Origin of the sequence: Jeotgalibacillus terrae, from assembly GCF_016908195.1 — a bacterium.
Lineage (GTDB): Bacteria > Bacillota > Bacilli > Bacillales > Jeotgalibacillaceae > Jeotgalibacillus > Jeotgalibacillus terrae.
The window spans coordinates 55,779-80,151 of sequence record NZ_JAFBDK010000001.1 but is presented as its reverse complement, the minus strand read 5'-3'; the positions used below and the strand labels follow the sequence as shown (position 1 = coordinate 80,151).

Below are 24,373 nucleotides of genomic sequence, written 5' to 3'. Positions count from 1 at the left end.
AGGAGTTTTGTAATGAAGACACTTCAATATAATAGCCCTTCTGTAAAGGGAACGATTAAAGTACCCGGAGACAAATCTATCTCTCACAGATCGATTATGTTTGGAGCAATTGCAGAAGGAACGACAAAAGTAACCGGGTTCTTAAAAGGTGATGACTGCCTTGCAACAATAGACTGCTTCAGAAAAATGGGTGTTCAGATCACCGAGAATCGTGATGAAATCCTGATTGAAGGAAAAGGATTTGCAGGATTAAAAGAGCCTGAGGAAGTCCTCTATACAGGGAATTCAGGTACGACAACCAGACTGCTTCTCGGTTTACTCGCAGGACGTCCTTTTCATTCTGTCGTTACAGGTGATGAATCTATAGCGAAACGGCCAATGAACAGAGTGACAGATCCGCTGAGAGAAATGGGGGCACGTATTGATGGAAGAGATGATGGTAATTTAACGCCTCTTTCAATCCGGGGAGGAGCACTGCAGTCTTTTCGCTATGAACTGCCTGTTGCCAGTGCGCAGTTAAAGTCTGCATTAATACTTGCCGGGCTTCAGTCAGGAGAAGATACAGTCATAGTTGAACCTCAAAAAACGAGAGATCACACAGAAAAAATGATTAAACATTTTGGCGGCACGATTAAAAGAGAAGGCTCGGCAATAACGGTTAGTGGAAACCAGTCGTTTAAAGCAAAGCATATTCAGGTTCCCGGAGATATCTCTTCTGCGGCATTTTTCCTTACTGCAGCAGCTGTTACTCAGAACAGCTCACTTGTACTGCAAAATGTCGGAATTAATGAAACGAGAACAGGTATCCTCGAAGTTCTGAAACAGATGAACGGTGATTTTGAAGTAACGCCAGTCAATGATGATGAAGAACCAATAGGTGAAATTTCTATTAAGAGCAGTAAGTTAGATGCCTGCACAATTGAAGGAGATCTGATTCCAAGACTGATCGATGAAATACCGATTATTGCACTGCTTGCTACACAAGCCGCTGGAACAACAGTGATTAAGGATGCCGAAGAGCTGAAGGTTAAGGAGACTAACCGTATAGATGCGGTAGTTGAAGAGCTGAAAAAGCTTGGAGCGGATATTGAAGCAACTGATGATGGAATGATCATTCACGGACCATCACAGTTAACGGGGGCTGAGACTGATTCAAAAGGTGATCACCGTATTGGCATGATGCTCGCGGTTGCATCTCTGATTACAAATGGGGAAGTGCATATTAAAAATCCTGAATGTATCAGTGTCTCTTACCCTGAATTTTTTGAAGACCTCGAATCAGTCACACGCTAAAGAGCAGATTTTTCTGCTCTTTTTTATTGCAAAAAAAGGATTTACCTTTTCTAAAGAGAATACTACTTACGAGAGATTATAGTTGAATCTGATCTCAGGTTCTTTTATTCTAGGCTATGTTAAAGACCAATGTTGTTTAGCACAGCTGGTGATTGCAGCGGAAATCACCAGCCACCTTTAACAGAGCCTTATTCTATTATGATAAATGAACGAAAGAAGGTATAAAATGAATCAACTGCAAACGCTGATTGAGCACCTCCATGCAGGAAGTCTCGAAGAAGCAATGAAAATATATAGTGAATTAAAAAGAACAGGTACTGATGATGAAAAATATGAAGCAGCAGAAGCCTTATACAGTCTTAGATTTTTAGAACAAAGCATTGATTTATACGAAGATTTACTTGAACTCTATCCTGAAGAAACAGAGCTTGTTATGTTAAAAGCAGAAGCTCATGCAGAACTTGATCAGATCGAAGAAGCTATGCTGCTGCTTGAACAAATCAACAGTTCAAGTGAATTCTATTCTCGCGCTATGCTGCTGTCAGCTGATCTGTATCATATGCAGGGCCTTCATGAAGTAAGTGAACAAAAATTACTTCAGGCATATGAGCATGAAAAAAATGAAGAAATCATTCAGTTTGCACTCGCAGAATTTTATATCCAGCAGGGACGTTTTTTAGAAGCAATCAGATTTTATAAAATGCTGTCTGAAGAAGAAATTGCAGGTGTTTTGATTAGTAAGAGATTAGGGGAATGCTACAGCGCAGGGGGTTCCTTCGAAGAAGCACTTCCATACTATGAAGACGCGCTGAACCATGAAAGGGATGCTGAAACACTATTTCAGTATGGATTCACAGCCTACCAGTCAGGACATTATATAACAGCTGCTGAAGTGCTTGAAGAATTAATAGAACTAGATCCTGATTATCACAGTGCCTATAAGCTGCTTGCAGCAGCATATGAGCATGAAGAAGATCTTGAGCACGCTATCGAAGCAGCTGTCAAAGGATTAAAGAATGATCCATTCAACAAAGAACTTTTCCATAATGCGGGTAAACTGTCATTAAAAACGGGCGAAGAGGAAAAAGCTGAAGACTTTCTGAGGCAGGCAATAGCCATTGATCCTGATTATCTTGAAGCCGCACTCGTACTGAATAAAGTGCTGCTCAGACAGGAAAAAGCCGAAGAATGCCTTGAAGTGATCAGTACTGTTCGGGAATCAGGCGAAGATGACCCGCAATTTCTGTGGGATGCTGCAAAAGCATATGAACTGAAAGAGGAATATTCTAAAGCGTCGGAAGAATATAAAAAAGCTTATGTGGTATATAATGATCATAGTGATTTTCTAACAGATTACGGCAGCTTTCTTCTTGAGGAAGGACGTCACCGGGAGGCACTGACAATTTATCAGAAACTCCTTGAAAAAGATCCTTCAAATGAAGAATGGCAGATGAATGTAGATCATTTATCGAGAGAGTAAAGGAGGGATTGGCTTGGCCCCGTCAATTTCAGCAAATGAGAAAAAAGACTTTATCAAATGGTTTTTACAGCATTATGAGTTAAAGAAAAGAGAATCAGTATGGATCATGAATTATCTGCTGAGCCACGAACAACTGATTGAGAACCTGCATTTTGTTGAAGATGCCAGATATTGTCCGCGTGGTATTGTCATGTCAGCGACTTGTACAGACGATGTGCCTTTCCGTTTTTATAAGGGACACGTGATGACCACTGATGCTGAAAAATCTTTTCATGATATACGGCTCCACCGGGATGAAGATTTATATATTCAATTGAACTTTGAATCTGCGTACTCATCCTATCAGTATGCGGCAGTACTTGAAGAGAATCCTTATATAAGAGAGGAACTTAAGCTGACAGCAAATGAAAAGAAATTAGCTGAACAGTTTTTAACTGACAGTATTTATGAAAATCAGCGTGCACAGCTGATGCGGCAAATAGATGAAGCACTCGACAGCAATGACCGTGAAAAGTTTGAACAGCTTTCCGGTCTATTAAAAAGCATGAATTAACAGACAGCATTTGCTGTCTGTATTTTTATGCTACAATTTAAAGGAATAAATCAGTTTTTAGGAGTGAGTGTCATGATTTGGAACACAAAGGATATTCTGCTGTACTTTCAGGAAAAAAAATATATAGATACTGCAGTCATCCCGCTTTTACCGCTCAGTTTTGGAGAGGATGCAAAACAGGAAGCGGATCAGGCGGAATTCATTCCGCTTGTTACAGCTTTACTTGAAAAACAATTTAAGGGGCGTATGATGCTGCTGCCGCCTTATACATATTTTTCAACTGAAAGTGATGATCAGAAAAAAAACAGATTGAATGAGTGGACAGTGAACTTAAAAAGCCAGGGGTTTACTCACGTTTTCCTGGTAACGTCTGATTCATTCTGGAGACTGGCTGAAGATGAGATGGCTTCAGAATTAATCTGGCTGCCATCTATTCCGATGGAACATATGGACGGGAAATATAAGCAGAAAATGATAGAAGATCAGGTAAGTCAACTACTCAAAATTGTTGTTGGAAAATGGCAGAAAAATTAACGTTCAAAAAAACTTCACATAGTTGAAATGAAAAGGTTTAACCGATTATTGACCTTGATAATATATTGATATATCATGAATATGTCCTAGTTATATATTTGTGCGAAAAATGTCCGATGGACTGACCTGAAGGTAGAGGGGGGAAATTAATGAGTAATCAGCGTGTTTCACGTCGTCAATTTTTAAACTATACATTAACTGGTGTAGGCGGTTTCATGGCGGCAGGAATGCTAATGCCAATGGTGCGTTTTGCAATTGATCCTGTTTTAACTGCTGAAGCAGGCGGGGATTTCATCTCCACTGGTACTTCAATTGATGAGTTGAGTGATGTTCCGACTCGCGTAGACTTTTCTTATGAGCAGGTAGATGCATGGTATACGTCTGAAGTAACAAACACTGCGTGGGTTTATTTAGATGAAAGCCAGAATGTCATTGCACTGAATCCAACGTGTAAGCATTTAGGCTGTACTGTAAGCTGGGAAGGTAGAGAAAGTGATCCTAACAGATTCTTCTGCCCTTGCCACAATGGTTTATATGAAAAATCCGGTAAAAACGTACCGGGGACGCCACCGACTGCTCCTCTTGATATGTATGAAACAAGAGTATCTGACGATGGCATCCTGCAGCTTGGACAAGTTGTTCCAAACACAATCGCAAAGTAAAGGAGGCGTAATGGGTGCTAAATAAGATTTATGATTGGGTAGATGAGCGGTTGGATATCACCCCGATGTGGCGTGACATTGCCGATCACGAAGTTCCTGAGCATGTTAACCCTGCTCACCACTTCTCGGCATTTGTTTACTGTTTCGGCGGTTTGACATTCTTTGTTACCGTTATACAGATCTTATCCGGAATGTTTTTAACAATGTATTATGTGCCTGATATTGAAAATGCATGGCGTTCTGTTTATTACTTACAAAATGAAGTAGCCTTTGGCGTAATTGTCCGGGGAATGCACCACTGGGGAGCCAGTCTTGTTATTGTCATGATGTTTCTTCATACTTTACGGGTATTCTTCACAGGTGCTTACAAAAAACCGCGTGAGCTAAACTGGGTAGTAGGCGTACTGATTTTCTTCGTTATGCTTGGACTTGGTTTCACTGGTTATCTACTGCCTTGGGATATGAAGGCACTATTTGCAACTAAGGTAGGAATTGAAATTGCTGCTGCTACACCGCTGATCGGTGAGCAAATCCGTGTTCTATTAGCAGGGGACCCTAATATTCTAGGTGCTCAGACACTGACTAGATTCTTTGCTATTCACGTATTCTTCCTGCCAGGTGCTCTGCTTGGTCTGATGGCAGCCCACTTTATTATGATTCGTAAGCAGGGTATTTCAGGCCCGCTATAAAATTGCACATCACCTGGATTAAAAGGAGGGAAAACTATGCATCGTGGAAAAGGGATGAAGTTTGTCGGAGATTCTCGTGTACCGGCAAACCGTAAACCGAATATTCCAAAAGATTATTCAGAGTTTCCTGGAAAGACGGAAGCTTTCTGGCCGAACTTTTTACTTAAAGAGTGGCTTGTGGGTGCAGTATTCCTAATTGGATACTTATCTTTAACTGTGGCTCATGAACCGCCGCTTGAGAAAATTGCAGACCCGACGGATGCTGGGTATATCCCGCTTCCTGACTGGTACTTCTTGTTTCTGTATCAATTACTTAAATATGATTTTGCTTCTGGTCCATATAACGTAATTGGAGCTTTCGTTATTCCTGGTATTGCATTTGGTGCGTTACTGCTTGCTCCATTTATCGACAGAGGACCGGCGCGCCGACCTGGGAAGCGTCCACTTGCAACTGGCTTTATGCTGCTAGGAGTGGCGGCAACAATTTTCCTTACTTGGGAATCAGTTGCTTATCATGACTGGGAAACTCAGCGCAGCCAGGGTGAAATTGTAGCTGAAGTGGAAATTAACACTGAAGCTGAAGGTTACGCAATCTATGAACAGCAGGGCTGTATCAATTGTCACGGTGAAAATCTTGAAGGTGGAGCAGGACCTAACCTTACAGATACCGGATTGTCACCGGAGGAAATCGCTGATATAGCGGTGAACGGAAAAGGACAAATGCCTGCAGGTTTATTTAAAGGTACTGATGAAGAATTACAGCAGCTGGCTGAATTCATCTCAGACCCTGCAGCTGAATAATAGAAAAGAGCCGGATTGTTCCGGCTCTTTTTTTAATCAAATTTTAAAATGATCATTTTCTCATTAAGAGGTGAAATCATGAAAGAGTTTATTTACTCCTGGCTGTCCAACCGCTATTTTCTCATTTTACTGTTTATAGTGAACCTGCTTGGTACGGTGTATGGATATTACTGGTACCGCTATCAGCTTGTAGAAACTGAACCGATTTTTTTAATATTTGTTCCGGATAGTCCCACAGCCAGTTTATTTTTTACCATTGTCATTTTCGGATACTTAATTAAAAAGCAGTGGCCTCTGATAGAAGCGCTTGCGATTATTACGCTTTTTAAATATGGAATATGGGCAGTCGTTATGAATGTTCTGACATGGAGTGTGACAGGTGAGATGTCAGCAGTCGCATGGATGCTTGTGATTTCACATGCCGCAATGGCTCTGCAGGGTCTTTTATATGCTCCTTACTACAGAATAAAGCGGTGGCACATCGCAGCAGCTGCAATATGGACGCTACACAATGATGTAATTGATTATGTCTATATGCAATACCCGATATATTCAAGACTGTCTGAGATGGTTAACCATATCGGATATTTTACTTTCTGGTTAAGCATCACTTCAATTCTGATTACATGGTATTGCTGTGTCTACAGAAAAGACTGGCAGAGATCTTTACATAGCCTGCACTAATCGTCATAACATAAGTCAAGGAGGACTTATAAAAATGACTAGTCTATCATTTTTGTTTTTGAGTGTATTTACTGCAGGCTCAATAATTTCAGTCCTGAGTTATGTTTCATGGCGAAAATATGACGATGAAAAAAAGAAAGCATCTAAGCACAAACGTAGTAATTGACAGGTAATTTAGAACAAAGGTAAAATTTAATCAAACGATCATAATGGAGGGTCTGAATGGAAATACTGATTTATTTTGCGCTGATAATTATTTTGCCTATATGGGCAAGCAGCCGTGTGAAAAGGACTTACAAGAAATATTCAAAAGTACAAACGACGGCTAATATGACTGGTGCAGAAGTAGCTGAAAGAATCCTGCATGAAAATGGTATTTATGATGTATCAGTAAGACCTGGTAAAGGCTTCTTAAGTGATCATTATAATCCTAGAACAAAGGAAATTGTTCTATCGCCTGATAACTATCATGGAATGTCAGTTGCAGGGGCTGCAGTTGCTGCCCACGAGGTAGGACACGCCATTCAGGATGCGGAAAGCTATGCGTTCTTAAGACTCCGTCACAAATTAGTGCCGGTTGCAAACCTAGGGTCAAATTTCTCTTTTATTCTGATTCTTGCAGGGATCCTGCTCGGTTCAATGCAATTTATGCTCGGCGGAATTATCTTCTTTGCTGCAGCAGTGTTGTTCCAATTTGTAACACTGCCTGTGGAATTTGATGCTTCCTCCCGCGCAATGAACCAGATGGTCAGCACTGGACTGATCAGAAATGAAGAAGAGCCTCATGCAAAGAAAGTGTTAAATGCAGCTGCGCTTACTTATGTAGCCGCTGCGCTTGTAGCACTGCTTGAATTGCTGCGTTTTATTCTGATGTTTATTGGAATGAACGGAGACGATTAAAACAAAAACCGGAAGCGGTCCGCTTCCGGTTTTATTAATCTTCTAACGGCTTTTTATTTTCATCAAGCGTAAATCCTTCCCCGAGTACATCATGTACATCTGTAACTGAAACAAATGCATGCGGATCGACGGAAGTAATCAGGTTTTTTAGTCTCACGAGTTCATTTCGGCCGATGACACAATACAATACTTCGCGCTTTTCCTTAGAGTAATGTCCATAACCGGTCAGTACTGTAACACCGCGGTCCATTTCACTGGCAATCAAATCTGCAATCTGTTTTTGATAAGGAGAAATGATCATGGCACCACGAGCGGTATAAGCGCCTTCCTGCATAAAATCAATGACTCTTGCTCCTATAAAAACTGCGACCAGTGTATACATTCCTTCACGATAATTTAAGTACGTAGCAAGAGAAAGTGCAATAACTCCTGCATCAAAAATAAACATGGTTCTTCCCATACTCCAGCCTACATACTTCTTCACGAGTCTTGCGATAATATCCACTCCACCTGTAGTGCCACCATATCTGAAAATAATGCCAAGACCAACCCCGATAAAAGCCCCTGCGAAAAGGGCTGCTAAAAACAGATCATTTGAAAGTGGAATCGAGAATTGATAAATATAAAATATCTCAAGAAAAAGTGATACACTTAAAGTTCCGATGAGTGTATACAAAAAAGAGCGCAATCCGAGTAATTTCCATCCTACAATAAATACCGGGATATTTAATAATAAGTTCGTCACAGAAGGTTTCAGGTCAAATATAAAGTATAATAAGAGCGTAATACCGGTAAAACCGCCTTCTGCAAGGTTGTTTTGAATATTAAAATGAACAATACCAAAACTGAATACTGCAGCACCAAACATAATAAAAAGAATATTTTTGATTTTAAGTCCTAACATACGGATCCCCCTTTTGTACATACGTTCAACATTATATGTCAAAAATCTGATTTTTAGCAATAAGACGGAGGGTAAAAAATGAAAGAAAATAACTTAACAATGACAGATATGCAAAATGAAGTAGATCAATATATCGGCCAGTTTAAAGAAGGCTACTTTAAGCCGCTGGCGATGCTTGCAAGAATGACCGAGGAATTAGGTGAGCTATCGAGAGAAATTAATCATCATTACGGCGAAAAGCCTAAAAAAGCGTCTGAAGATGAGAGTACAATTGAGGAAGAACTTGGTGACTTATTGTTTGTGATTATCTGTTTTGCCAATCAGCAGGGAATCAGCCTGGAATCAGCGCACAAAAGAGTTATGAATAAATTTCAAACCAGAGATAAAGACCGATGGACTAGGAAGGAGGATAATAATCATGAATAAGGAAATATCAGTTGTTATCGCCGGACCCCGCGGCAAAATGGGAAGAGAAGCAGTAAAGATGGTAGAGGGCACCGAAGGATTTACGCTCGCGGCTGTGATTGATAGAAAGTTTGATGGACAGAAGCTTTCAGATATTGAGGGGTTTTCATCTGACGCCATCATCTATACTAATGCTGAACATTGTTTTACATCCGTAAAACCGGCTGTTCTTGTCGATCTGACGACACCTGAAACCGGTTATACCCATGCAAAAGCTGCATTGATGAATGATGTGCGACCGGTAATTGGTACCACCGGTTTTTCCTCACAGGAACTTGAAGAATTAAAAGAATTATCAAGAGATAAAAAACTTGGTACAATCATTGCGCCAAACTTTGCAATTGGTGCAATTCTGATGATGAAATTTTCACAGATAGCGGCTAAATATTTTGAAGATGTTGAAATCATTGAAATGCATCATGATCAAAAACTTGATGCACCTTCAGGAACCGGATTGAAAACGGCTGAAATGATTAAAGAACAGCGTAAAAATAAACAGCAGGGACACCCTGATGAGAAAGAAACGGTTACAGGTGCCAGAGGCGGCGAGGTAGATGGTATCAGAATTCACAGTGTCAGACTGCCGGGGCTAGTTGCGCACCAGCAAGTGATGTTCGGTGGAGATGGGCAGTTGCTTACAATTAAGCATGACTCCCATGACAGAGGATCATTTATGACAGGGGTTAAACTGTGTATTGAAAGCGTGATGGACCTTGAAGAGCTGGTCTACGGCGTTGAAAACTTAATAGACTGAGGAGATGATCGTATGAATATCGCACTGATCGCACACGATGAGAAAAAAGAAGAGCTGTTAAAATTCGTGAATGAGTATAAAGATGAGTTTGCTAAGCATCAGTTATTTGCAACAGGAACAACAGGATTAAGAGTAACAGAACTGACCGGACTGAATATTCACCGTTTTAAATCAGGACCGCTTGGCGGGGATCAGGAAATAGGGGCGAAAGTTGCAAACCAGGAGCTAGATGCAGTGTTTTTTTTCAGAGACCCATTAACTGCCCAGCCGCATGAGCCGGACGTCTCTGCATTGGTCAGACTTGGAGATGTATATAATATCCCGATGGCTACTAATATAGGCTCAGCGAATATTCTGATCAAAGGGATCATCAGGGGTGATATGCAGGATGCTTAAAAATGCATGTCAGGCTGATATTCTTGCTATTGGTGCTCATTCTGATGATGTTGAAATAGGAATGGGCGGCTCTCTGGGCAAGTGGACGCATGAAGGATTGTCAGCGGTCATATGTGATTTAACCAAAGCGGAACTTTCTTCTAACGGTACACCTGAAAATAGACTGATTGAGGCAAACCATGCTGCACAAATATTAAATGTATCCAGGCGCATAAACCTGGAAATTGGTGATCGAAATATTTTCATAGATCAGCATGCGATTGAAAAAGTGGTACGTGTGATTCGCGAAGTGAAGCCTAAAGTTGTATTTTCACCCTATTACGAGGATCGGCATCCCGATCATATCAGTGCAGCAAAACTTGTAAAAGAAGCCGTATTTTCAGCGCGCATCAGAAAATATAATACCGGCCAGGCGCCTCATAAAGCACTTCATTACTATTACATGATTAACGGGATTCATAAGCCGGATTTTGTCATAGATGTATCTGACTATCAGGAACAGAAAATTCAGGCGCTCTCAGCCTATAAGAGTCAATTCACGCCTGAAGATGGTGTTGATACACCGCTCACTGACCAATACATAGAAACAGTCATAGCAAGAGATCAGATTTTTGGAAAAGAAGTTGAAGTTAAATCAGCTGAAGGGTTCAAGTCAGATAAGCCTATCCTGATTAATAAAGATATTGTGGGTGTATTATGAAAAAAATGAAAATCGGTATTACTTGTTATCCAACTGTTGGAGGCTCAGGCGTCATTGCGACTGAGCTTGGAAAACTGCTCGCTGAAAAAGGTCATGAAATACATTTTATTACGTCGAGCGTTCCATTCAGACTGAATAAAATGTACTCAAATATTTATTTCCATCAGGTGGAGGTCAGTCATTATTCAGTTTTTCAATACCCACCTTATGACATTGCACTGGCCAATAAAATGGCAGATGTCATTGAACGGGAAAACCTTGATATTTTACATGTGCATTATGCGATTCCACACGCAGTATGTGCCATTCTCGGTAAACAGATGACAAATCGTGATGTAAAAATCGTCACAACACTTCATGGTACAGACATTACGGTGCTTGGCGTAGATGACAGCCTGACAAAGGCAATTAAATTCGGAATTGAAAAATCAGATCGGGTGACAGCTGTCTCAAAAGCACTTGTAGATCAGACAAACCATTTGATTTCGCCTGATAAAGATATTCAGGTTTTATATAATTTTCTCGATGAAAGAATATATCGAAAAGTTCAGTCTGATTATCTGAAAAAGGATTACCGGATTGAAGATCATGAAAAAGTCATTATCCACGTTTCGAATTTCAGGAAAGTAAAAAGAGTACTTGATGTAATAACCGTTTTTGCTCATATCAGAAATCAGTTGCCTTCAAAATTAATCCTTGCAGGCGACGGTCCGGAGATGTCTGCAGTGATTAAGAAAGTACAAGAGCTGCAATTAGAGGAATCGGTCCTGTTTCTCGGAAAACAGGATAATCTTGAAGAGCTTTACTCAATCAGTGACCTGATGCTTTTATTATCTGAAAAAGAAAGCTTTGGTTTAGTAGCGCTTGAAGCGATGGCTTGCGGTGTGCCATGTATCGGTACTGAAGCCGGCGGTATACCTGAAGTGATCAGGCATCATGAAAACGGCTATATTTTTCCTGTGGGAGATACAGATTCAATGGGCACTGCTGCTGTGGAACTGTTAAATAATGAGGAGCTTCATTCGGCCTTTTCACGTGAAGCCGTCGTAACAGTGCAAAATGATTTTCATTCCAGTAAAATTATCAGACAGTACGAAAATATGTACCAGGAACTGATTCAGGAGCAAAAAGCAGATGAATGATCAATTTAACAAAGCACTTCCTGTATTGAAAGAGATTGAAAAGCACGGATATGAAGCTTTTTTTGTCGGAGGATGTGTAAGGGATTATTTGTTGAATAGAAAAATTAACGATATAGATATTGCAGTTTCTGCAACGCCTGAAGAAATAAAAATGATATTTGAAAGAACGGTTGATATTGGTATTGATCATGGGACTGTACTGGTTCTGCATGAGGCGGGTCAATTTGAGGTAACCACTTTCAGAACAGAGAGCGGATATTCTGACAGCAGAAGGCCTGATCATGTGGATTTTGTCAGGTCAGTTAATGAGGATTTAAAAAGAAGGGACTTTACCATCAATGCAATGGCTCTTTCTTCTTCTTATCAGTTAATCGATCTGTTTGGAGGTCGTAAAGATCTGTTGACCCGTCAAATTAAAACGGTGGGATCTCCTTCTGAACGGTTTGATGAAGATGCTCTCCGGATGATGAGGGCAGTGCGTTTTGTCTCTCAGCTAGATTTTATCATTGAAGAAAATACTTTTGAGGCAATGTGTCAGCATGCCGAAAAGTTAAAGCATGTTGCTGTAGAAAGAAAAGCAGGAGAAATAGATAAGCTGTTAAACGGCACTTCTATGATCAGGGGACTGAAATATGCATTTGATTCAGGGTTAACATCATTTATGCCGCAGCTAATTACTGCTAACGTTATTAATGAACTGAATGACCTTGAGTGGCAGATATTGTACGGGACTGAGCGATTGGCACTTATTCTGGTTTTAGGCAGTTATCAGAACCCCCGGGACATTCTCTCAGCTTGGAGAATGTCAAATAAAGTTATTCAAAAACAGCAGTTACTGGTTAATCTGGTGAATCAAAGACACCATCAGCCTTTTAATAAAAGTGATCTTTATGAGTATGGGTACGACTCTATTGAGTCTGCAGAGAGAATATGGTCTGTACTGAATAAAAAAGAAGTAAAAACCTCAGAGATCAAAGCGCTTTATGACTCGATGAGCATCAAAACCAAATCTGATCTGGTCTTTAGAGGTACTCATTTAATTCAATGGACCAATCAAAAAGGCGGACCGTGGGTAAAGGAATGTACAACGTTAATTGAACAGTTTATTCTAAACGGTCAATTGCAAAACAATATGAGCGATATCAAAAGTTGGGTGGAAACAAAATGGCATCAAAAATAAGAGAATCGATCCTCCATGCACTTTCATCAGAAGAGGACAGTTATTTTTCAGGACAGGAGCTCGCAGATAAAGCCGGCTGCAGCAGAACAGCAATATGGAAGCATATTGAAGATTTGAGATCTTCAGGGTTTTTGATTGAATCCAAAAGGAAAAAAGGGTATCGATTAATCGGAAAAGCTGATGAACTGAATGAAAGCAATCTGCTTGTCGGTCTGAAAACTTCAGTGCTCGGCAGAAAAATTCACTATTATGAATCAGTTGAAAGTACACAGAAAATCGCACATGCCCTGGCACAGGAAGAAGCTCCAGAAGGTACGCTTGTGATTGCAGAAGAACAAATATCCGGCAGAGGGAGAATGGCAAGATCGTGGTATTCGCCTAAGGGAACCGGTATCTGGATGAGTTTATTACTCAGACCTGCTCTTCCGCCGCAAAAAGCTCCTCAGTTTACTTTAATTATGGCGGTTGCTGTTGTGGAAGCTATTCAGAAAGTCTGTGATTTACAAGTGGATATTAAATGGCCTAATGATCTTTTGATCAAAGGAAAAAAGATTACGGGCATCCTGACTGAACTGCAGGCAGACAGCGAACAGATCCATTCATTAATCATAGGAACCGGAATTAATGTGAATCAATCTGAAAGCGACTTTTCTGAAGAAATCCGGCACATCGCTACGTCTTTAAAGATTGAGAGCGGGCAGACATTTTCAAGAGCGGAGATCGTCCAGGAGATCTTAAAGAATCTTGAGAGATATTATGACGTTTATATCAAAGAGGGATTTGAACCAGTTAAAGAAATCTGGGAACAATATGCAGTAACAATCGGTAAACACATTACTGCGCGGACGATCAATAAAGAAATCAGCGGTTATGCTGCCGGTATTACGAATGAGGGAGTTCTTAAACTGATTGATGAAACCGGAAAAACACACCTGATATACTCAGCTGATATTGAGTAGTTTTTGTAGATGTAAAACTTTATAATCTGTTATACTGTGTGTGGGCAGTATCAGTGATGAACTGCACCTTTGAAACGAATCTATTTTTACGATCTGCCTTGATCCATTATGTGACAGGGACAGAGGACCGGAATAATCTGCGGCATCCTTCTGTCTATCAGAAGGTTTTATTTATGTCAGCAGAAATTTCGACTTCCTCTGAAATAAAGGAGGAGAAAAATGAAAACGACATTAGATTTTTTGAAAATGAAAGAATCCGGAGAAAAAATTACAATGGTGACTGCTTATGACTACCCGTCAGCTAAGGCTGCAGAAGAAGCAGGAACTGATATGATTCTGGTCGGCGATTCTCTTGGGATGGTGGTTCTCGGGTATGATTCTACCGTACCGGTAACAATTGAAGATATGATTCATCATGCGAAAGCAGTGAGAAGGGGTGCACCTGATACTTTTGTGGTCGTCGATATGCCTTTTATGACGTATCACCTTTCACGTGAAGAAACGCTCAGGGCTGCTGCGAAAATTATGCAGGAGTCAGGTGCTGATGCCGTAAAGCTTGAAGGTGCCAAAGATGTGATTACGATGATTGAAGCACTTGTTAACTGCGGCATTCCTGTCATGGCGCATTTAGGCCTCACGCCGCAGAGTGCAGGTGTACTGGGCGGATTCAAAGTGCAGGCTAAAACTGCTGAACAGGGCAAGCAGTTAATCGCTGATGCGGTTCGCTGTGAAGAAGCAGGAGCGTTTTCAATTGTACTTGAATGTATACCGCAGCAGATTACTGAAAGCGTGTCTGAACAATGTCAAATTCCGACTGTAGGAATTGGAGCAGGTGTTCAGGCTGATGGACAGGTTCTCGTCTACCATGATCTGATAGGTTACGGTGATCACAGGGTTCCAAAGTTCGTGAAGAAATATACTGATGTTTATCCAGGTATTGTGGCAGCCATTAAAAACTATCATGAGGAAGTAAAAAATAAAGAATTTCCAGCACCATCCCACTCTTTCAACCTGAAAGAAGAAGAAAGAATTTCTCTGTATGGAGGAAAAGGCTCGTGAAAATCATTACCTCTGCAAAAGAAATGCAGCAAACCGCATCAGATCTGAAGAAACAGGGGAAAATAATCGGGTTTGTTCCAACAATGGGGTTTCTGCATGAAGGTCACTTATCATTGGTCAATAAATCAGTCAGTGAATCTGATATTACTGTGATGAGCATTTTTGTTAATCCGCTTCAGTTCGGACCGGGAGAAGATTTTGAAACATATCCAAGAGATATGCAAAGAGATCAGTTGCTCGCTGAAGAAGTTGGCGTTGATATATTATTTACACCGGATGTAACTGAACTTTACCCGGTTGAACCGTCTGTAAAGGTTCAGGCAGTGAAAAGGACTGAAGTTTTATGCGGTGCATCACGTCCGGGTCACTTTGACGGCGTTGTTACAGTTCTTTCGATTTTATTTAACCTGGTCAAACCGGATAAGAGCTTTTTCGGTCAAAAAGATGCACAGCAGGCTGCTGTCGTAGAGGGTCTGGTCAAAAGTCTTCATTTTCCGATTGAGATTATTCCGGTTCAGACGGTCAGAGAAGATGACGGACTTGCCAAAAGCTCAAGAAATGTCTATCTGAGTGATGAAGAAAGACAGGAAGCACCTGTCATTTATCAATCATTAAAGTCAAGTGCGGATATATATCTTAGTCAGGGTATCGAACCTGCAATAGAACACTTTCAAAAACAGATTGCTGCTATCAGCGGAGAGATCGATTATGTTGACATTCTTTCATATCCGGAATTACAAGAGCCAGCACCTGAAGATCACCGGTTAATCATTGCCGCTGCTGTGAAGTTCAAACAGGCAAGACTGATCGATAATGTGATATTCAGTACTAAGGAGGAAATATAATGTTCAGAACGATGATGAGTGGGAAAATTCACAGAGCAAGAGTAACTGAAGCTAATCTGAATTATGTAGGCAGTATTACTATAGATGAGGATATTATGGATGCAGTAGGCATATATCCTAATGAAAAAGTTCAGATCGTTAACAATAATAATGGTGCCAGATTTGAAACCTATACCATTAAAGGAAAGCGCGGCAGTGGTGTAATGTGTGTGAATGGAGCTGCAGCGAGACTTGTCCAGGAAGGCGATGTTATTATTGTCATTTCATATATGATGGTTGAAAATGAAGAAGCCAAACATCATCAGCCTAAAGTAGCGATCATGAATGAACACAACGAAATTACTGAAATGATTCACCATGAGCCTGAGGCAACAATTATAGGCTAGAAATAAGAAAAAGGCTGTGAATAGGTTATGTTATCAGAAAAAATTGCAGTGGTGGATATTGAGACGACTGGAAACGCCTATAAAAGGGGCGACCGTATCATTCAGATTGCGGTCGTCCTGATTGAAGACATGCAGATCATCAGAACATATTCATCATTTGTAAATCCAATGCAGCCTATTTCTCCATTTATCACTGAACTTACAGGTATTAGAGATCAGGATGTAAAAGATGCCCCGTCGTTTGAGACGATTGCTCCCGACATTCTTGACATGTTGCAGGGGGCTGTTTTTGTTGCGCATAATATCCAGTTTGATTTACCTTTTTTGAATGGGGAACTCGCACAGGCAGGTTTTATGTCTTTCACAGGACCTGCATGGGATACAGTAGAACTTTCAAGAGCGATTATGCCTGAAGCCGGGAGTTTTAAACTGGGTGATTTAACTGAAAATCTTTCAGTCGACCACGACAGGCCGCATCAGGCTGACAGTGATGCCCGCGCAACAGCAGAACTGCTATTGAAATTACATAAAAAAGTAATGAATTTACCCTTATTAACCGTTGAACAGCTGACAGGACAGGCAGTGTTTTTAAAAAGTGATCTGGAGCTTTTCTTTAAGGCGTGTGCGAATGAAAAAAAGAAGAATTTGTCAGACCTGCCGCCGCACATGGAAGTATTCCGCGGTATTGCATTAAAAAAGAAAGAATTTTTTCCTGAAAAAAAGTTAACATTTAACAGGGATATTGAAGATTTCATTGGTCAGCTGGTGCCTGGTTATCAAAAGCGTAAAACCCAGCTTCATATGATTCGTGATATTTTAGACGGATTCAATACTGGGAGACATACGATTATTGAGACAGGAACCGGAGTCGGAAAAACACTTGGGATTTTAATTCCGGCTCTGCAAAAAGCGGCTGAGGGGAACAGCGTGTTAATATCAACCCAGACATTGCAGCAGCAGGACCAGTTATACAACACTGCTCACAAAATGAATCACCTACTCGATCATGCTCTTCGTACGACGATTCTTAAGGGAAGAAGTAATTATATTCACATGCTGAAGTTTGAGCAGTCATTAACGGACAGAGATTCACAATATGATACTGTTCTTGCTAAAATGCAGATTTTGACCTGGCTGACAGAGACTGAAACTGGGGATATTGATGAATTGAATCTTTCAGGTGGAAGTCTCTTATATTGGAACAGGATCAGACATAGCGGCTGGTATCTTGAAAAAAATAATGATCCATGGGCAGAGAGGGATTTTTACAGCCACTCTCTTTTAAAAGCTGAAAAATCACATATCGTCATTACTAATCATGCGATGCTCGCTGCTGATAAACTGAAAGACACTCAGGCTTTTCCTCACTATGATTACCTTCTTCTTGATGAAGCTCATCATATAGAAGATGCCTGCAGAAAACAGTGGGGGATAAAGCTTGATTATATGAATGTTAAGTTTGCGATTAACCGGCTTTCGGGAAATCATGAAGATGGTATTGCTGAAAAAATTGGTAAATTGTTAAATAAGCATGCGATCGAATGCCGTTTATTTGATATAGAGACATGGGAGAAATTAAATCAGGAGACTGATCTTGCTTTTTATCAGCTCAGTCATTACTTTAAGACACATGTCAAAAGGCAAAAAGGCTTACAGAAGCATTCTCTGCTGCTTGAAGATGTTCAAAGTGACTGGAACACGGTAAAATACAGTTTTGAACGGCTGCTCTCAGAATTAAAGAATTGCATGAAAATCTTAAGGGATCAGCTGGTACTATTACGGAAAAAGAATAGCAGTCTGACTACGCAGGAAAAAGCAGTAATAGAGGATGCCGGTTCACTGCTTCAGGAAATTGAAAAACTTGTTATAACAATCAGACTGTTGTTTATAAAAAATAATGATCATTACGTGAAATGGATCGAAGGGGATCTCCGCTCGGTACCAGGAAGTATTACAATGGTGGCTAATGAACTTGATCTAAGTTATTCGATCAGACATGCATTTTTTACAAAACAGCCTGCTGCAGCTGTCAGTGCAACGCTTACTGTCAATCATTCCTTTACGCATTTTATCAGAACAGCCGGTATAGATGAACGGCAACTTATTTTAAAGCAGTATGATTCTCCTTTTGATTATAAGAATCATGTTAAGCTGATGGTCCCGAGTGACCTGCCGGACATCAAATCAGTCTCTCCTGAAGAGTATGTAGAATGGATAACAGGTCATATAGCAGTGATTGCAGAAGCGACAGCCGGAAGAATGCTGGTCCTTTTTACTTCTCACGAGATGCTGCGCAATACTTATGAATTAATTAAAGAGAGTCAGCAGATGGAAGATTTCGTGCTTATCGCTCAGGGTATCTCTGCAGGCAGCAGGACCAAGCTGTCTAAAAACTTCAGAAAGTTTGACAAGGCTGTATTGTTCGGAACGAGCAGCTTTTGGGAAGGACTTGATATTCCCGGAGATGATCTTTCATGTCTTGTTATGGTGAGGCTGCCTTTTTCACCACCAGACGAACCCCTGGTAAAAGCTCAGTGGAATAATGCCAGACTTGAAAAGAAAAATCCTTTTCAGGAAGTCTCTTTGCCTAAAGCTGTTCTCAGGTTCAGACAGGGCTTTGGGCGGTTGATCAGACATGAAAACGACCGGGGAATATTTGTGGTATTTGACCGCAGACTGCTAAATGCTTCTTACGGTCATGCGTTTACTGATTCCATCCCCGAAATGACTGTTGAAGAAAAAAGCCTCGACGAATGTGTTGAGGATATTGAACAATGGTTATAACACAAAAAAACCTGTTATACTGTTTAAGATAAACTGATGAAAGAAGTGAAGCTGATGGGTGAAAAAATTGAAATCATTTCCACTGTTACAGTAGATCACACCAAAGATTTATACAAGATTGTGGATGCATTAAACAGATCTTTAAAAAGAGATGATCTCATGTTCGGGCTTGCACTTGATAAGGAAGATCAGTCAAAAGCTGTATTTACGATTTACAGAACGTAAGTGAGGGGTACTATGAAAAAGTGGATCTTATTAATAATAGCGATCTTTGCTGTTTTTATTGCCTGCTTTCTGATTATTTTTAACGCTGCAAAAAATCAGGTTAATAACCAGCTTGATATAGCTGAAGCTGCTGCTATGGATGAGGGGATCTCAGTGAAAGAAAGCTATCATTACTATGGCAGTGCCCCATATTCAGTTGTTGAAGGGACCTCAGATGGGGTAGAGAAACTGTTTTTCCTTGCTGAGAATGGAGAAGATCCCGTAATAATAGATGCAGCTGCAGGGGTTGATCAGGAGCAGGTTTTGAATATGCTTGAAGCAGATGATAACCCGAAAAAGATCCTGTCTTCTAAAATTGGTATGGAACCAATTGGACCAGTATGGGAAGTCATATATGAAGATGAAGATGAATTGTTGAATTATTATTATGTGAAATTCGAAAGCGGCGAATGGTGGAGAACAATCCGTAACTTATAAGGAGTGGTCAAAATGAGAGAATTACTTGCTGACAGAGTGAAATCATTAACGCCTTCTACTACACTGGCGATAACTGCGAAAGCGAAAGAATTAAAAGCTGAAGGAAAAGATGTCATAGGGCTTGGCGCAGGTGAACCTGATTTTAATACACCGGATCATATCATTGAAGCTGCTTATGAATCTATGAAAAGCGGAGAAACAAAATACACCCCTGCTGCCGGTACTGTTGCTTTAAAACAGGCTGTAGCAGACAAATTCAAAAGAGATCAGCACATTACATATGATCTTCCGGAAATTTTTGTGGGAAGTGGCGCAAAACATGTGCTTTACTGCCTGTTTCAGGCCATTTTAAATGATGGCGATGAAGTCATTATCCCAACGCCATACTGGGTCAGTTATCCTGAGCAGGTAAAGCTTGCAGGGGGAACACCGGTCATCGTTGAAGGTAAAGAATCCAACGACTACAAAATTACTGCTGAGCAGATAGCTGAAGCAGCAGGACCGAAAACAAAAGCCGTGATTCTGAATTCTCCAAGTAACCCGACAGGAATGGTCTATTCAAAAGAAGAACTTTCATCAATCGGTCAGGCCTGCATGGATAAAGGTCTGCTGATTGTATCTGATGAAATTTATGAAAAATTATTATATGGCGGAACGGAACACGTATCAATTGCAGAAATTTCTCCTGAGTTAAAAGAACATACAATGATTGTCAATGGTGTATCTAAATCACATTCAATGACGGGATGGAGAATCGGATATGCTGCAGGAAGAGCAGATATCATTAAAGCGATGACGAACCTTGCAAGCCACTCTACTTCCAATCCTACAACGACTGCACAGTTTGGTGCGCTTGCAGCATATAACGGACCTCAGGATGCGGTTGAAGAGATGAGACAGGCTTTTGAAAGCAGATTGAATAAAGTATATGACAAGGTAAATAGTATTGAAGGCTTCCGCTGCATTAAGCCCCAGGGTGCATTTTACTTATTTCCAAATGTAAAAGAAGCAGCAGCTCTATGCGGGTTTGATTCGGTGGATGAATTCGCAAAAGATCTTTTAAGCGAAGCAAATGTGGCAGTTATTCCTGGTTCAGGCTTTGGCTCCCCTGATAATATCCGTCTATCTTATGCAACTGATCTTGAATCACTTGAAAAAGCCATCTCAAGAATCAGCAGTTATGTTGAAAATAAAAAACGCTGATTGAACCATGTACCTAACAAAGGTATAATACGTTAGGGATAAAACAATAGAGATTAAAAGTTTCTGGAGGTAAATATATTGAAAACATCAATCACTCAAGCCGGCAGTCATGTCGGTGAAGAAGTAACGATCGGAGCTTGGCTCGCAAATAAACGTTCGAGCGGTAAGATTGCTTTCCTGCAGCTTCGTGATGGAACTGGATTTATTCAGGGCGTTGTTGTGAAAAGCGAAGTCGGCGAAGACATTTTCCAAAAAGCTAAATCATTAACACAGGAATCATCTATTTATGTAACTGGTGTAATTAAAGAAGATACGCGCTCTCCTTTTGGATATGAGATGGAAGTAACAGATCTTACTGTGATTCACGAATCAACAGATTATCCGATTACACCCAAAGAGCACGGAACAGAATTTCTCATGGATCACCGTCATCTGTGGCTGCGTTCAAACCGTCAGCACGCTGTGATGAAAATCCGTAATGAGATCATCCGAGCTACGTATGAATTTTTTAATCAGGAAGGGTTCGTTAAAGTTGACCCGCCAATCTTAACAGGCAGTGCGCCTGAAGGTACATCAGAGTTATTTCATACAAAATATTTTGAAGAGGATGCTTATCTTTCTCAAAGTGGCCAGTTATACATGGAAGCTGCTGCAATGGCACTTGGTAAAGTATTCTCATTCGGACCTACTTTCCGTGCAGAGAAATCAAAAACGCGCCGTCACCTGATTGAATTCTGGATGATCGAGCCTGAAATGGCGTTTTATGAATTCGACGATAACCTTGAAGTACAGGAACAATATGTATCGTTCATTGTTCAGTCAGTATTAAAAAACTGCCAGCTTGAATTAACCCGTCTTGGGCGTGATACTTCAGCACTTGAGAAAATCACAGCACCATTCCCGCGCATTACTTATGATGAAGCGTTAAAGTTTCTTCATGAAAAAGGATTCGATGATATTAAATGGGGAGATGACTTAGGTGCGCCGCATGAAACAGCAATTGCTGAAAGCTATGACAAGCCTGTGTTTATCACACATTACCCAACAAGCCTGAAGCCATTTTATATGCAGCCTGACGCCGCTAACGAAGATGTTGTATTGTGTGCTGATCTGATTGCTCCTGAGGGCTACGGAGAAATTATTGGCGGATCTGAACGTATTCATAATCTTGAACTGCTTGAACAAAGAATTAAAGAACATCAGCTAGAACCTGAAGCTTATCAGTGGTATTCAGAACTGAGAAAGTACGGATCAGTACCTCACTCAGGTTTTGGTCTGGGACTTGAAAGAACAGTTGCCTGGATCAGCGGCGTGGAACATGTCAGAGAAACAATTCCATTCCCGAGACTATTAAACAGACTATACCCATAATAAAAAAATGGCCGAATGAGCGACAATGCTTTTCGGTCATTTTTCAACAGGAAGGAGTGACATAATGGGACAGACCTCACTGCAATCCTGGATTAAAGAGGGCTATACAGCCATACCTGTTATGCTGCTGAAATACTATAAAAAATTAAACCTGACAGAAACAGAGAGTATGCTGATCATACAGCTCCATGCATTCATAGATAAAGGCAACCTATTTCCAACACCGGATCAGATTGCTGACAGGATGACACTTACTTCTTCAGAATGTCTGAAAATCATTCAGAAGCTGATGAAAAAAAACCTGATTGCCATACATGAGGGTGAAGAAGAGATAAAGACTGAACATTATTCACTCGACCCGTTATGGAATTGTATCCTGACCATTGCAGAGCAGGAAAAATTCCAGGAAACAGTCGAACAGACCATGGCGATGCAGACGGATCTATATACAATGTTTGAGCAGGAGTTTGGCAGACCTCTTTCCCCGCTTGAATGTGAAACTCTTGCGATGTGGATTGATCAGGATGGTCACAGTTCAGAAATTGTTAAGGCAGCACTGAGAGAAGCGGTCATCTCTGAAAAACTGAACTTCAGGTATATTGACAGAATTCTTTTTGAATGGAAAAAGAAAGGGATTAAATCATCTGCTGATGCCAAAAAGCAGGGTGAACAATTCAGAAAACCTAAGCAGCAGGCAGAAAAACCTCACGAGCCTGCACCATTTTATAACTGGCTTGAGAACTGATAGGAAGTGAACATATGCTGACTAAAATCCAGATCAGAGAGTGTCTCAATGAAATGGAGAAAATGTTTCCGGATGCTCATTGTGAATTAATTCATGAAAATGCTTTTGAACTGACAATAGCTGTATTATTATCTGCGCAATGTACAGATGCACTCGTAAATAAAGTGACTGCAGAATTATTTAAAAAATATAAAACACCTGAAGATTACCTGGAAGTTTCACTTGAAGAGTTGCAAAATGATATCCGCTCCATCGGACTTTACAGAAATAAAGCCAAGCATATCCGTAATCTGTGCGAAAGACTGATAGAACATTATAACGGCGAAATCCCTGCCGATCACAAAGAGCTGACAACGTTGCCCGGAGTGGGTCGTAAAACTGCAAATGTGGTGATGTCTGTAGCATTTAATTGGCCTGCGATTGCAGTAGATACCCATGTTGAAAGGATATCAAAAAGGCTTGGGATTTGCCGGTGGAAGGATTCTGTGATTGAAGTAGAGGAGACGCTGATGAGAAAAGTTCCAAAAGATGAATGGTCTGTTACTCATCACAGGATGATCTTTTTTGGCAGATATCATTGTAAAGCGCAGCGACCTGACTGCGTAAATTGTCCACTACTTCATTTGTGCAGAGAAGGAAAGAAGCGTCAAAAGAAAAATAATCAGGAGTTAATAACATGAAAATAATTGTTCCTGAGCAATATAAGCACCCATTGTTTTACAGAGAATCAGCTGATGTGGAGATAAATGAGACATGTTTATTTGAACATCATTTTGGTCCAGATCTATTCTATCTTAATCAACAGGAAAAGCCATGGGAAGAAATTGAACGGTGGACAAAGTTGATTAAACTGGAATGGGAAACGCTCTCGGCTGAGATGAGACCACTATTTGAAGGGCATGCTGATCAGACATATGACTCAATGGTGAAAGGACTGTCTTTATTTTTTACTCTGCTTTACTGGAGTAATGAGCAGCACATTTCTGTTTCTTCATGGGAGGAAGATCTGAAAAAATTTGAAGTATCAATTATGAATGCCCATGAAAGAATTTCATTTGTCATGAAGCGCCCGGCTGTGTACTTTTCATATATACAGCTTGATGAGATGTTTCGTGAGTTAAATAAAACTTCAGCTAAATTTCATGCAATGAGAAAAAGAAAGCGCGGATAAGCCCGCGCTTT

General features: G+C 40.6%; 29 protein-coding genes. 28 read left to right on the top strand and 1 reads right to left on the bottom strand.

The genetic code is table 11. The features are described from left to right. Positions 1 to 12 precede the first annotated feature (12 nt). The 10 genes from aroA to JOD21_RS00385 all read left to right on the top strand — a co-directional run bounded on the left by aroA (position 13) and on the right by JOD21_RS00385 (position 7,596). Positions 13 to 1,293 (top strand): 3-phosphoshikimate 1-carboxyvinyltransferase, encoded by a 1,281-nt coding sequence (gene aroA, locus JOD21_RS00430; protein ID WP_204727691.1) that lies wholly within the window; start codon positions 13 to 15, stop codon positions 1,291 to 1,293. A gap of 226 nt (positions 1,294 to 1,519) precedes the next feature. Further along, positions 1,520 to 2,773 carry a tetratricopeptide repeat protein gene (locus tag JOD21_RS00425; protein WP_204727690.1) on the top strand — a complete coding sequence of 418 codons (1,254 nt, stop codon included), beginning with the start codon at positions 1,520 to 1,522 and terminating at the stop codon, positions 2,771 to 2,773. A gap of 13 nt (positions 2,774 to 2,786) precedes the next feature. Beyond that, on the top strand, positions 2,787 to 3,326 hold the full coding sequence (locus tag JOD21_RS00420) for a ReoY family proteolytic degradation factor (protein WP_204727689.1): 540 nt from the start codon (positions 2,787 to 2,789) through the stop codon (positions 3,324 to 3,326). Between the two features lie 72 nt (positions 3,327 to 3,398). Continuing rightward, positions 3,399 to 3,860 carry a YpiF family protein gene (locus JOD21_RS00415; RefSeq protein ID WP_204727688.1) on the top strand — a complete coding sequence of 154 codons (462 nt, stop codon included), beginning with the start codon at positions 3,399 to 3,401 and terminating at the stop codon, positions 3,858 to 3,860. A gap of 149 nt (positions 3,861 to 4,009) precedes the next feature. Then, positions 4,010 to 4,522, top strand: coding sequence for a QcrA and Rieske domain-containing protein (locus tag JOD21_RS00410; RefSeq protein ID WP_041122696.1), 513 nt, complete (start codon positions 4,010 to 4,012; stop codon positions 4,520 to 4,522). Between the two features lie 14 nt (positions 4,523 to 4,536). Further along, positions 4,537 to 5,211: a menaquinol-cytochrome c reductase cytochrome b subunit gene (gene qcrB / locus JOD21_RS00405; RefSeq protein ID WP_041122695.1), complete on the top strand. Its 675-nt coding sequence runs from the start codon at positions 4,537 to 4,539 to the stop codon at positions 5,209 to 5,211. A 36-nt stretch (positions 5,212 to 5,247) separates the two neighbouring features. Further along, complete coding sequence (locus JOD21_RS00400) at positions 5,248 to 6,012, top strand: menaquinol-cytochrome c reductase cytochrome b/c subunit (protein WP_204727687.1); 765 nt, start codon at positions 5,248 to 5,250, stop codon at positions 6,010 to 6,012. Positions 6,013 to 6,090: 78 nt separating this feature from the next. After that, on the top strand, positions 6,091 to 6,696 hold the full coding sequence (gene lhaT / locus JOD21_RS00395; RefSeq protein ID WP_204727686.1) for a lipoprotein heptaprenylglyceryl N-acetyltransferase LhaT: 606 nt from the start codon (positions 6,091 to 6,093) through the stop codon (positions 6,694 to 6,696). A 34-nt stretch (positions 6,697 to 6,730) separates the two neighbouring features. Further along, complete coding sequence (locus JOD21_RS19590; protein WP_204727685.1) at positions 6,731 to 6,862, top strand: sporulation protein YpjB; 132 nt, start codon at positions 6,731 to 6,733, stop codon at positions 6,860 to 6,862. Between the two features lie 56 nt (positions 6,863 to 6,918). Further along, positions 6,919 to 7,596: a zinc metallopeptidase gene (locus JOD21_RS00385; protein ID WP_204727684.1), complete on the top strand. Its 678-nt coding sequence runs from the start codon at positions 6,919 to 6,921 to the stop codon at positions 7,594 to 7,596. A 34-nt stretch (positions 7,597 to 7,630) separates the two neighbouring features. Here the strand turns inward: JOD21_RS00385 and JOD21_RS00380 are convergent, their stop codons facing one another. Then, entirely contained in the window at positions 7,631 to 8,500 is an 870-nt protein-coding gene (locus tag JOD21_RS00380) for a YitT family protein (RefSeq protein ID WP_204727683.1), read from the bottom strand. A 78-nt stretch (positions 8,501 to 8,578) separates the two neighbouring features. On the opposite strand from JOD21_RS00380, the gene JOD21_RS00375 reads away from it, so the two are divergent. The 18 genes from JOD21_RS00375 (at position 8,579) to JOD21_RS00290 (ending at position 24,362) form a co-directional block, all read left to right on the top strand. Next, positions 8,579 to 8,926, top strand: a complete 348-nt coding sequence (locus tag JOD21_RS00375; RefSeq protein ID WP_239581225.1) for a nucleotide pyrophosphohydrolase — start codon at positions 8,579 to 8,581, stop codon at positions 8,924 to 8,926. Next, complete coding sequence (gene dapB / locus JOD21_RS00370) at positions 8,919 to 9,719, top strand: 4-hydroxy-tetrahydrodipicolinate reductase (protein WP_204727682.1); 801 nt, start codon at positions 8,919 to 8,921, stop codon at positions 9,717 to 9,719. The genes JOD21_RS00375 and dapB overlap by 8 nt, the downstream gene beginning before the upstream one ends. Before the next feature lie 12 nt (positions 9,720 to 9,731). Then, a complete protein-coding gene (gene mgsA, locus JOD21_RS00365; protein ID WP_204727681.1) occupies positions 9,732 to 10,115 on the top strand; it encodes a methylglyoxal synthase in 384 nt (127 codons plus the stop codon). Continuing rightward, the gene (gene bshB1, locus JOD21_RS00360; protein WP_204727680.1) at positions 10,108 to 10,815 is read left to right on the top strand and encodes a bacillithiol biosynthesis deacetylase BshB1; all 708 of its coding nucleotides are present in this window, start codon (positions 10,108 to 10,110) and stop codon (positions 10,813 to 10,815) included. Before mgsA ends, bshB1 begins: the two co-directional genes overlap by 8 nt. Beyond that, positions 10,812 to 11,957, top strand: a complete 1,146-nt coding sequence (gene bshA / locus JOD21_RS00355; RefSeq protein ID WP_204727679.1) for an N-acetyl-alpha-D-glucosaminyl L-malate synthase BshA — start codon at positions 10,812 to 10,814, stop codon at positions 11,955 to 11,957. The genes bshB1 and bshA overlap by 4 nt, the downstream gene beginning before the upstream one ends. After that, positions 11,950 to 13,137: a CCA tRNA nucleotidyltransferase gene (locus tag JOD21_RS00350; RefSeq protein ID WP_204727678.1), complete on the top strand. Its 1,188-nt coding sequence runs from the start codon at positions 11,950 to 11,952 to the stop codon at positions 13,135 to 13,137. Before bshA ends, JOD21_RS00350 begins: the two co-directional genes overlap by 8 nt. Next, on the top strand, positions 13,122 to 14,096 hold the full coding sequence (locus JOD21_RS00345) for a biotin--[acetyl-CoA-carboxylase] ligase (protein WP_204727677.1): 975 nt from the start codon (positions 13,122 to 13,124) through the stop codon (positions 14,094 to 14,096). The genes JOD21_RS00350 and JOD21_RS00345 overlap by 16 nt, the downstream gene beginning before the upstream one ends. A gap of 219 nt (positions 14,097 to 14,315) precedes the next feature. Beyond that, positions 14,316 to 15,155, top strand: coding sequence for a 3-methyl-2-oxobutanoate hydroxymethyltransferase (gene panB / locus JOD21_RS00340; protein WP_204727676.1), 840 nt, complete (start codon positions 14,316 to 14,318; stop codon positions 15,153 to 15,155). Beyond that, the gene (panC, locus tag JOD21_RS00335; RefSeq protein WP_204727675.1) at positions 15,152 to 16,000 is read left to right on the top strand and encodes a pantoate--beta-alanine ligase; all 849 of its coding nucleotides are present in this window, start codon (positions 15,152 to 15,154) and stop codon (positions 15,998 to 16,000) included. Before panB ends, panC begins: the two co-directional genes overlap by 4 nt. Further along, on the top strand, positions 16,000 to 16,386 hold the full coding sequence (gene panD, locus JOD21_RS00330; RefSeq protein WP_204727674.1) for an aspartate 1-decarboxylase: 387 nt from the start codon (positions 16,000 to 16,002) through the stop codon (positions 16,384 to 16,386). The genes panC and panD overlap by 1 nt, the downstream gene beginning before the upstream one ends. 27 nt (positions 16,387 to 16,413) lie before the next feature. Continuing rightward, positions 16,414 to 19,170 carry an ATP-dependent DNA helicase DinG gene (gene dinG, locus JOD21_RS00325; protein WP_204727673.1) on the top strand — a complete coding sequence of 919 codons (2,757 nt, stop codon included), beginning with the start codon at positions 16,414 to 16,416 and terminating at the stop codon, positions 19,168 to 19,170. Between the two features lie 54 nt (positions 19,171 to 19,224). Continuing rightward, positions 19,225 to 19,395, top strand: a complete 171-nt coding sequence (locus JOD21_RS00320; RefSeq protein WP_204727672.1) for a YpmA family protein — start codon at positions 19,225 to 19,227, stop codon at positions 19,393 to 19,395. A 12-nt stretch (positions 19,396 to 19,407) separates the two neighbouring features. Next, positions 19,408 to 19,872, top strand: a complete 465-nt coding sequence (locus JOD21_RS00315) for a hypothetical protein (RefSeq protein ID WP_204727671.1) — start codon at positions 19,408 to 19,410, stop codon at positions 19,870 to 19,872. Positions 19,873 to 19,884: 12 nt separating this feature from the next. Then, positions 19,885 to 21,075 carry a pyridoxal phosphate-dependent aminotransferase gene (locus JOD21_RS00310; RefSeq protein ID WP_204727670.1) on the top strand — a complete coding sequence of 397 codons (1,191 nt, stop codon included), beginning with the start codon at positions 19,885 to 19,887 and terminating at the stop codon, positions 21,073 to 21,075. Positions 21,076 to 21,153: 78 nt separating this feature from the next. Next, positions 21,154 to 22,446, top strand: a complete 1,293-nt coding sequence (asnS, locus tag JOD21_RS00305; protein ID WP_204727669.1) for an asparagine--tRNA ligase — start codon at positions 21,154 to 21,156, stop codon at positions 22,444 to 22,446. A 64-nt stretch (positions 22,447 to 22,510) separates the two neighbouring features. After that, positions 22,511 to 23,191, top strand: a complete 681-nt coding sequence (locus tag JOD21_RS00300) for a DnaD domain-containing protein (protein ID WP_204727668.1) — start codon at positions 22,511 to 22,513, stop codon at positions 23,189 to 23,191. Positions 23,192 to 23,205: 14 nt separating this feature from the next. After that, positions 23,206 to 23,871, top strand: coding sequence for an endonuclease III (gene nth, locus JOD21_RS00295; RefSeq protein ID WP_204727667.1), 666 nt, complete (start codon positions 23,206 to 23,208; stop codon positions 23,869 to 23,871). Further along, positions 23,868 to 24,362 (top strand): YpoC family protein, encoded by a 495-nt coding sequence (locus JOD21_RS00290; RefSeq protein ID WP_204727666.1) that lies wholly within the window; start codon positions 23,868 to 23,870, stop codon positions 24,360 to 24,362. The genes nth and JOD21_RS00290 overlap by 4 nt, the downstream gene beginning before the upstream one ends. The last annotated feature ends 11 nt before the right edge of the window (positions 24,363 to 24,373 follow it).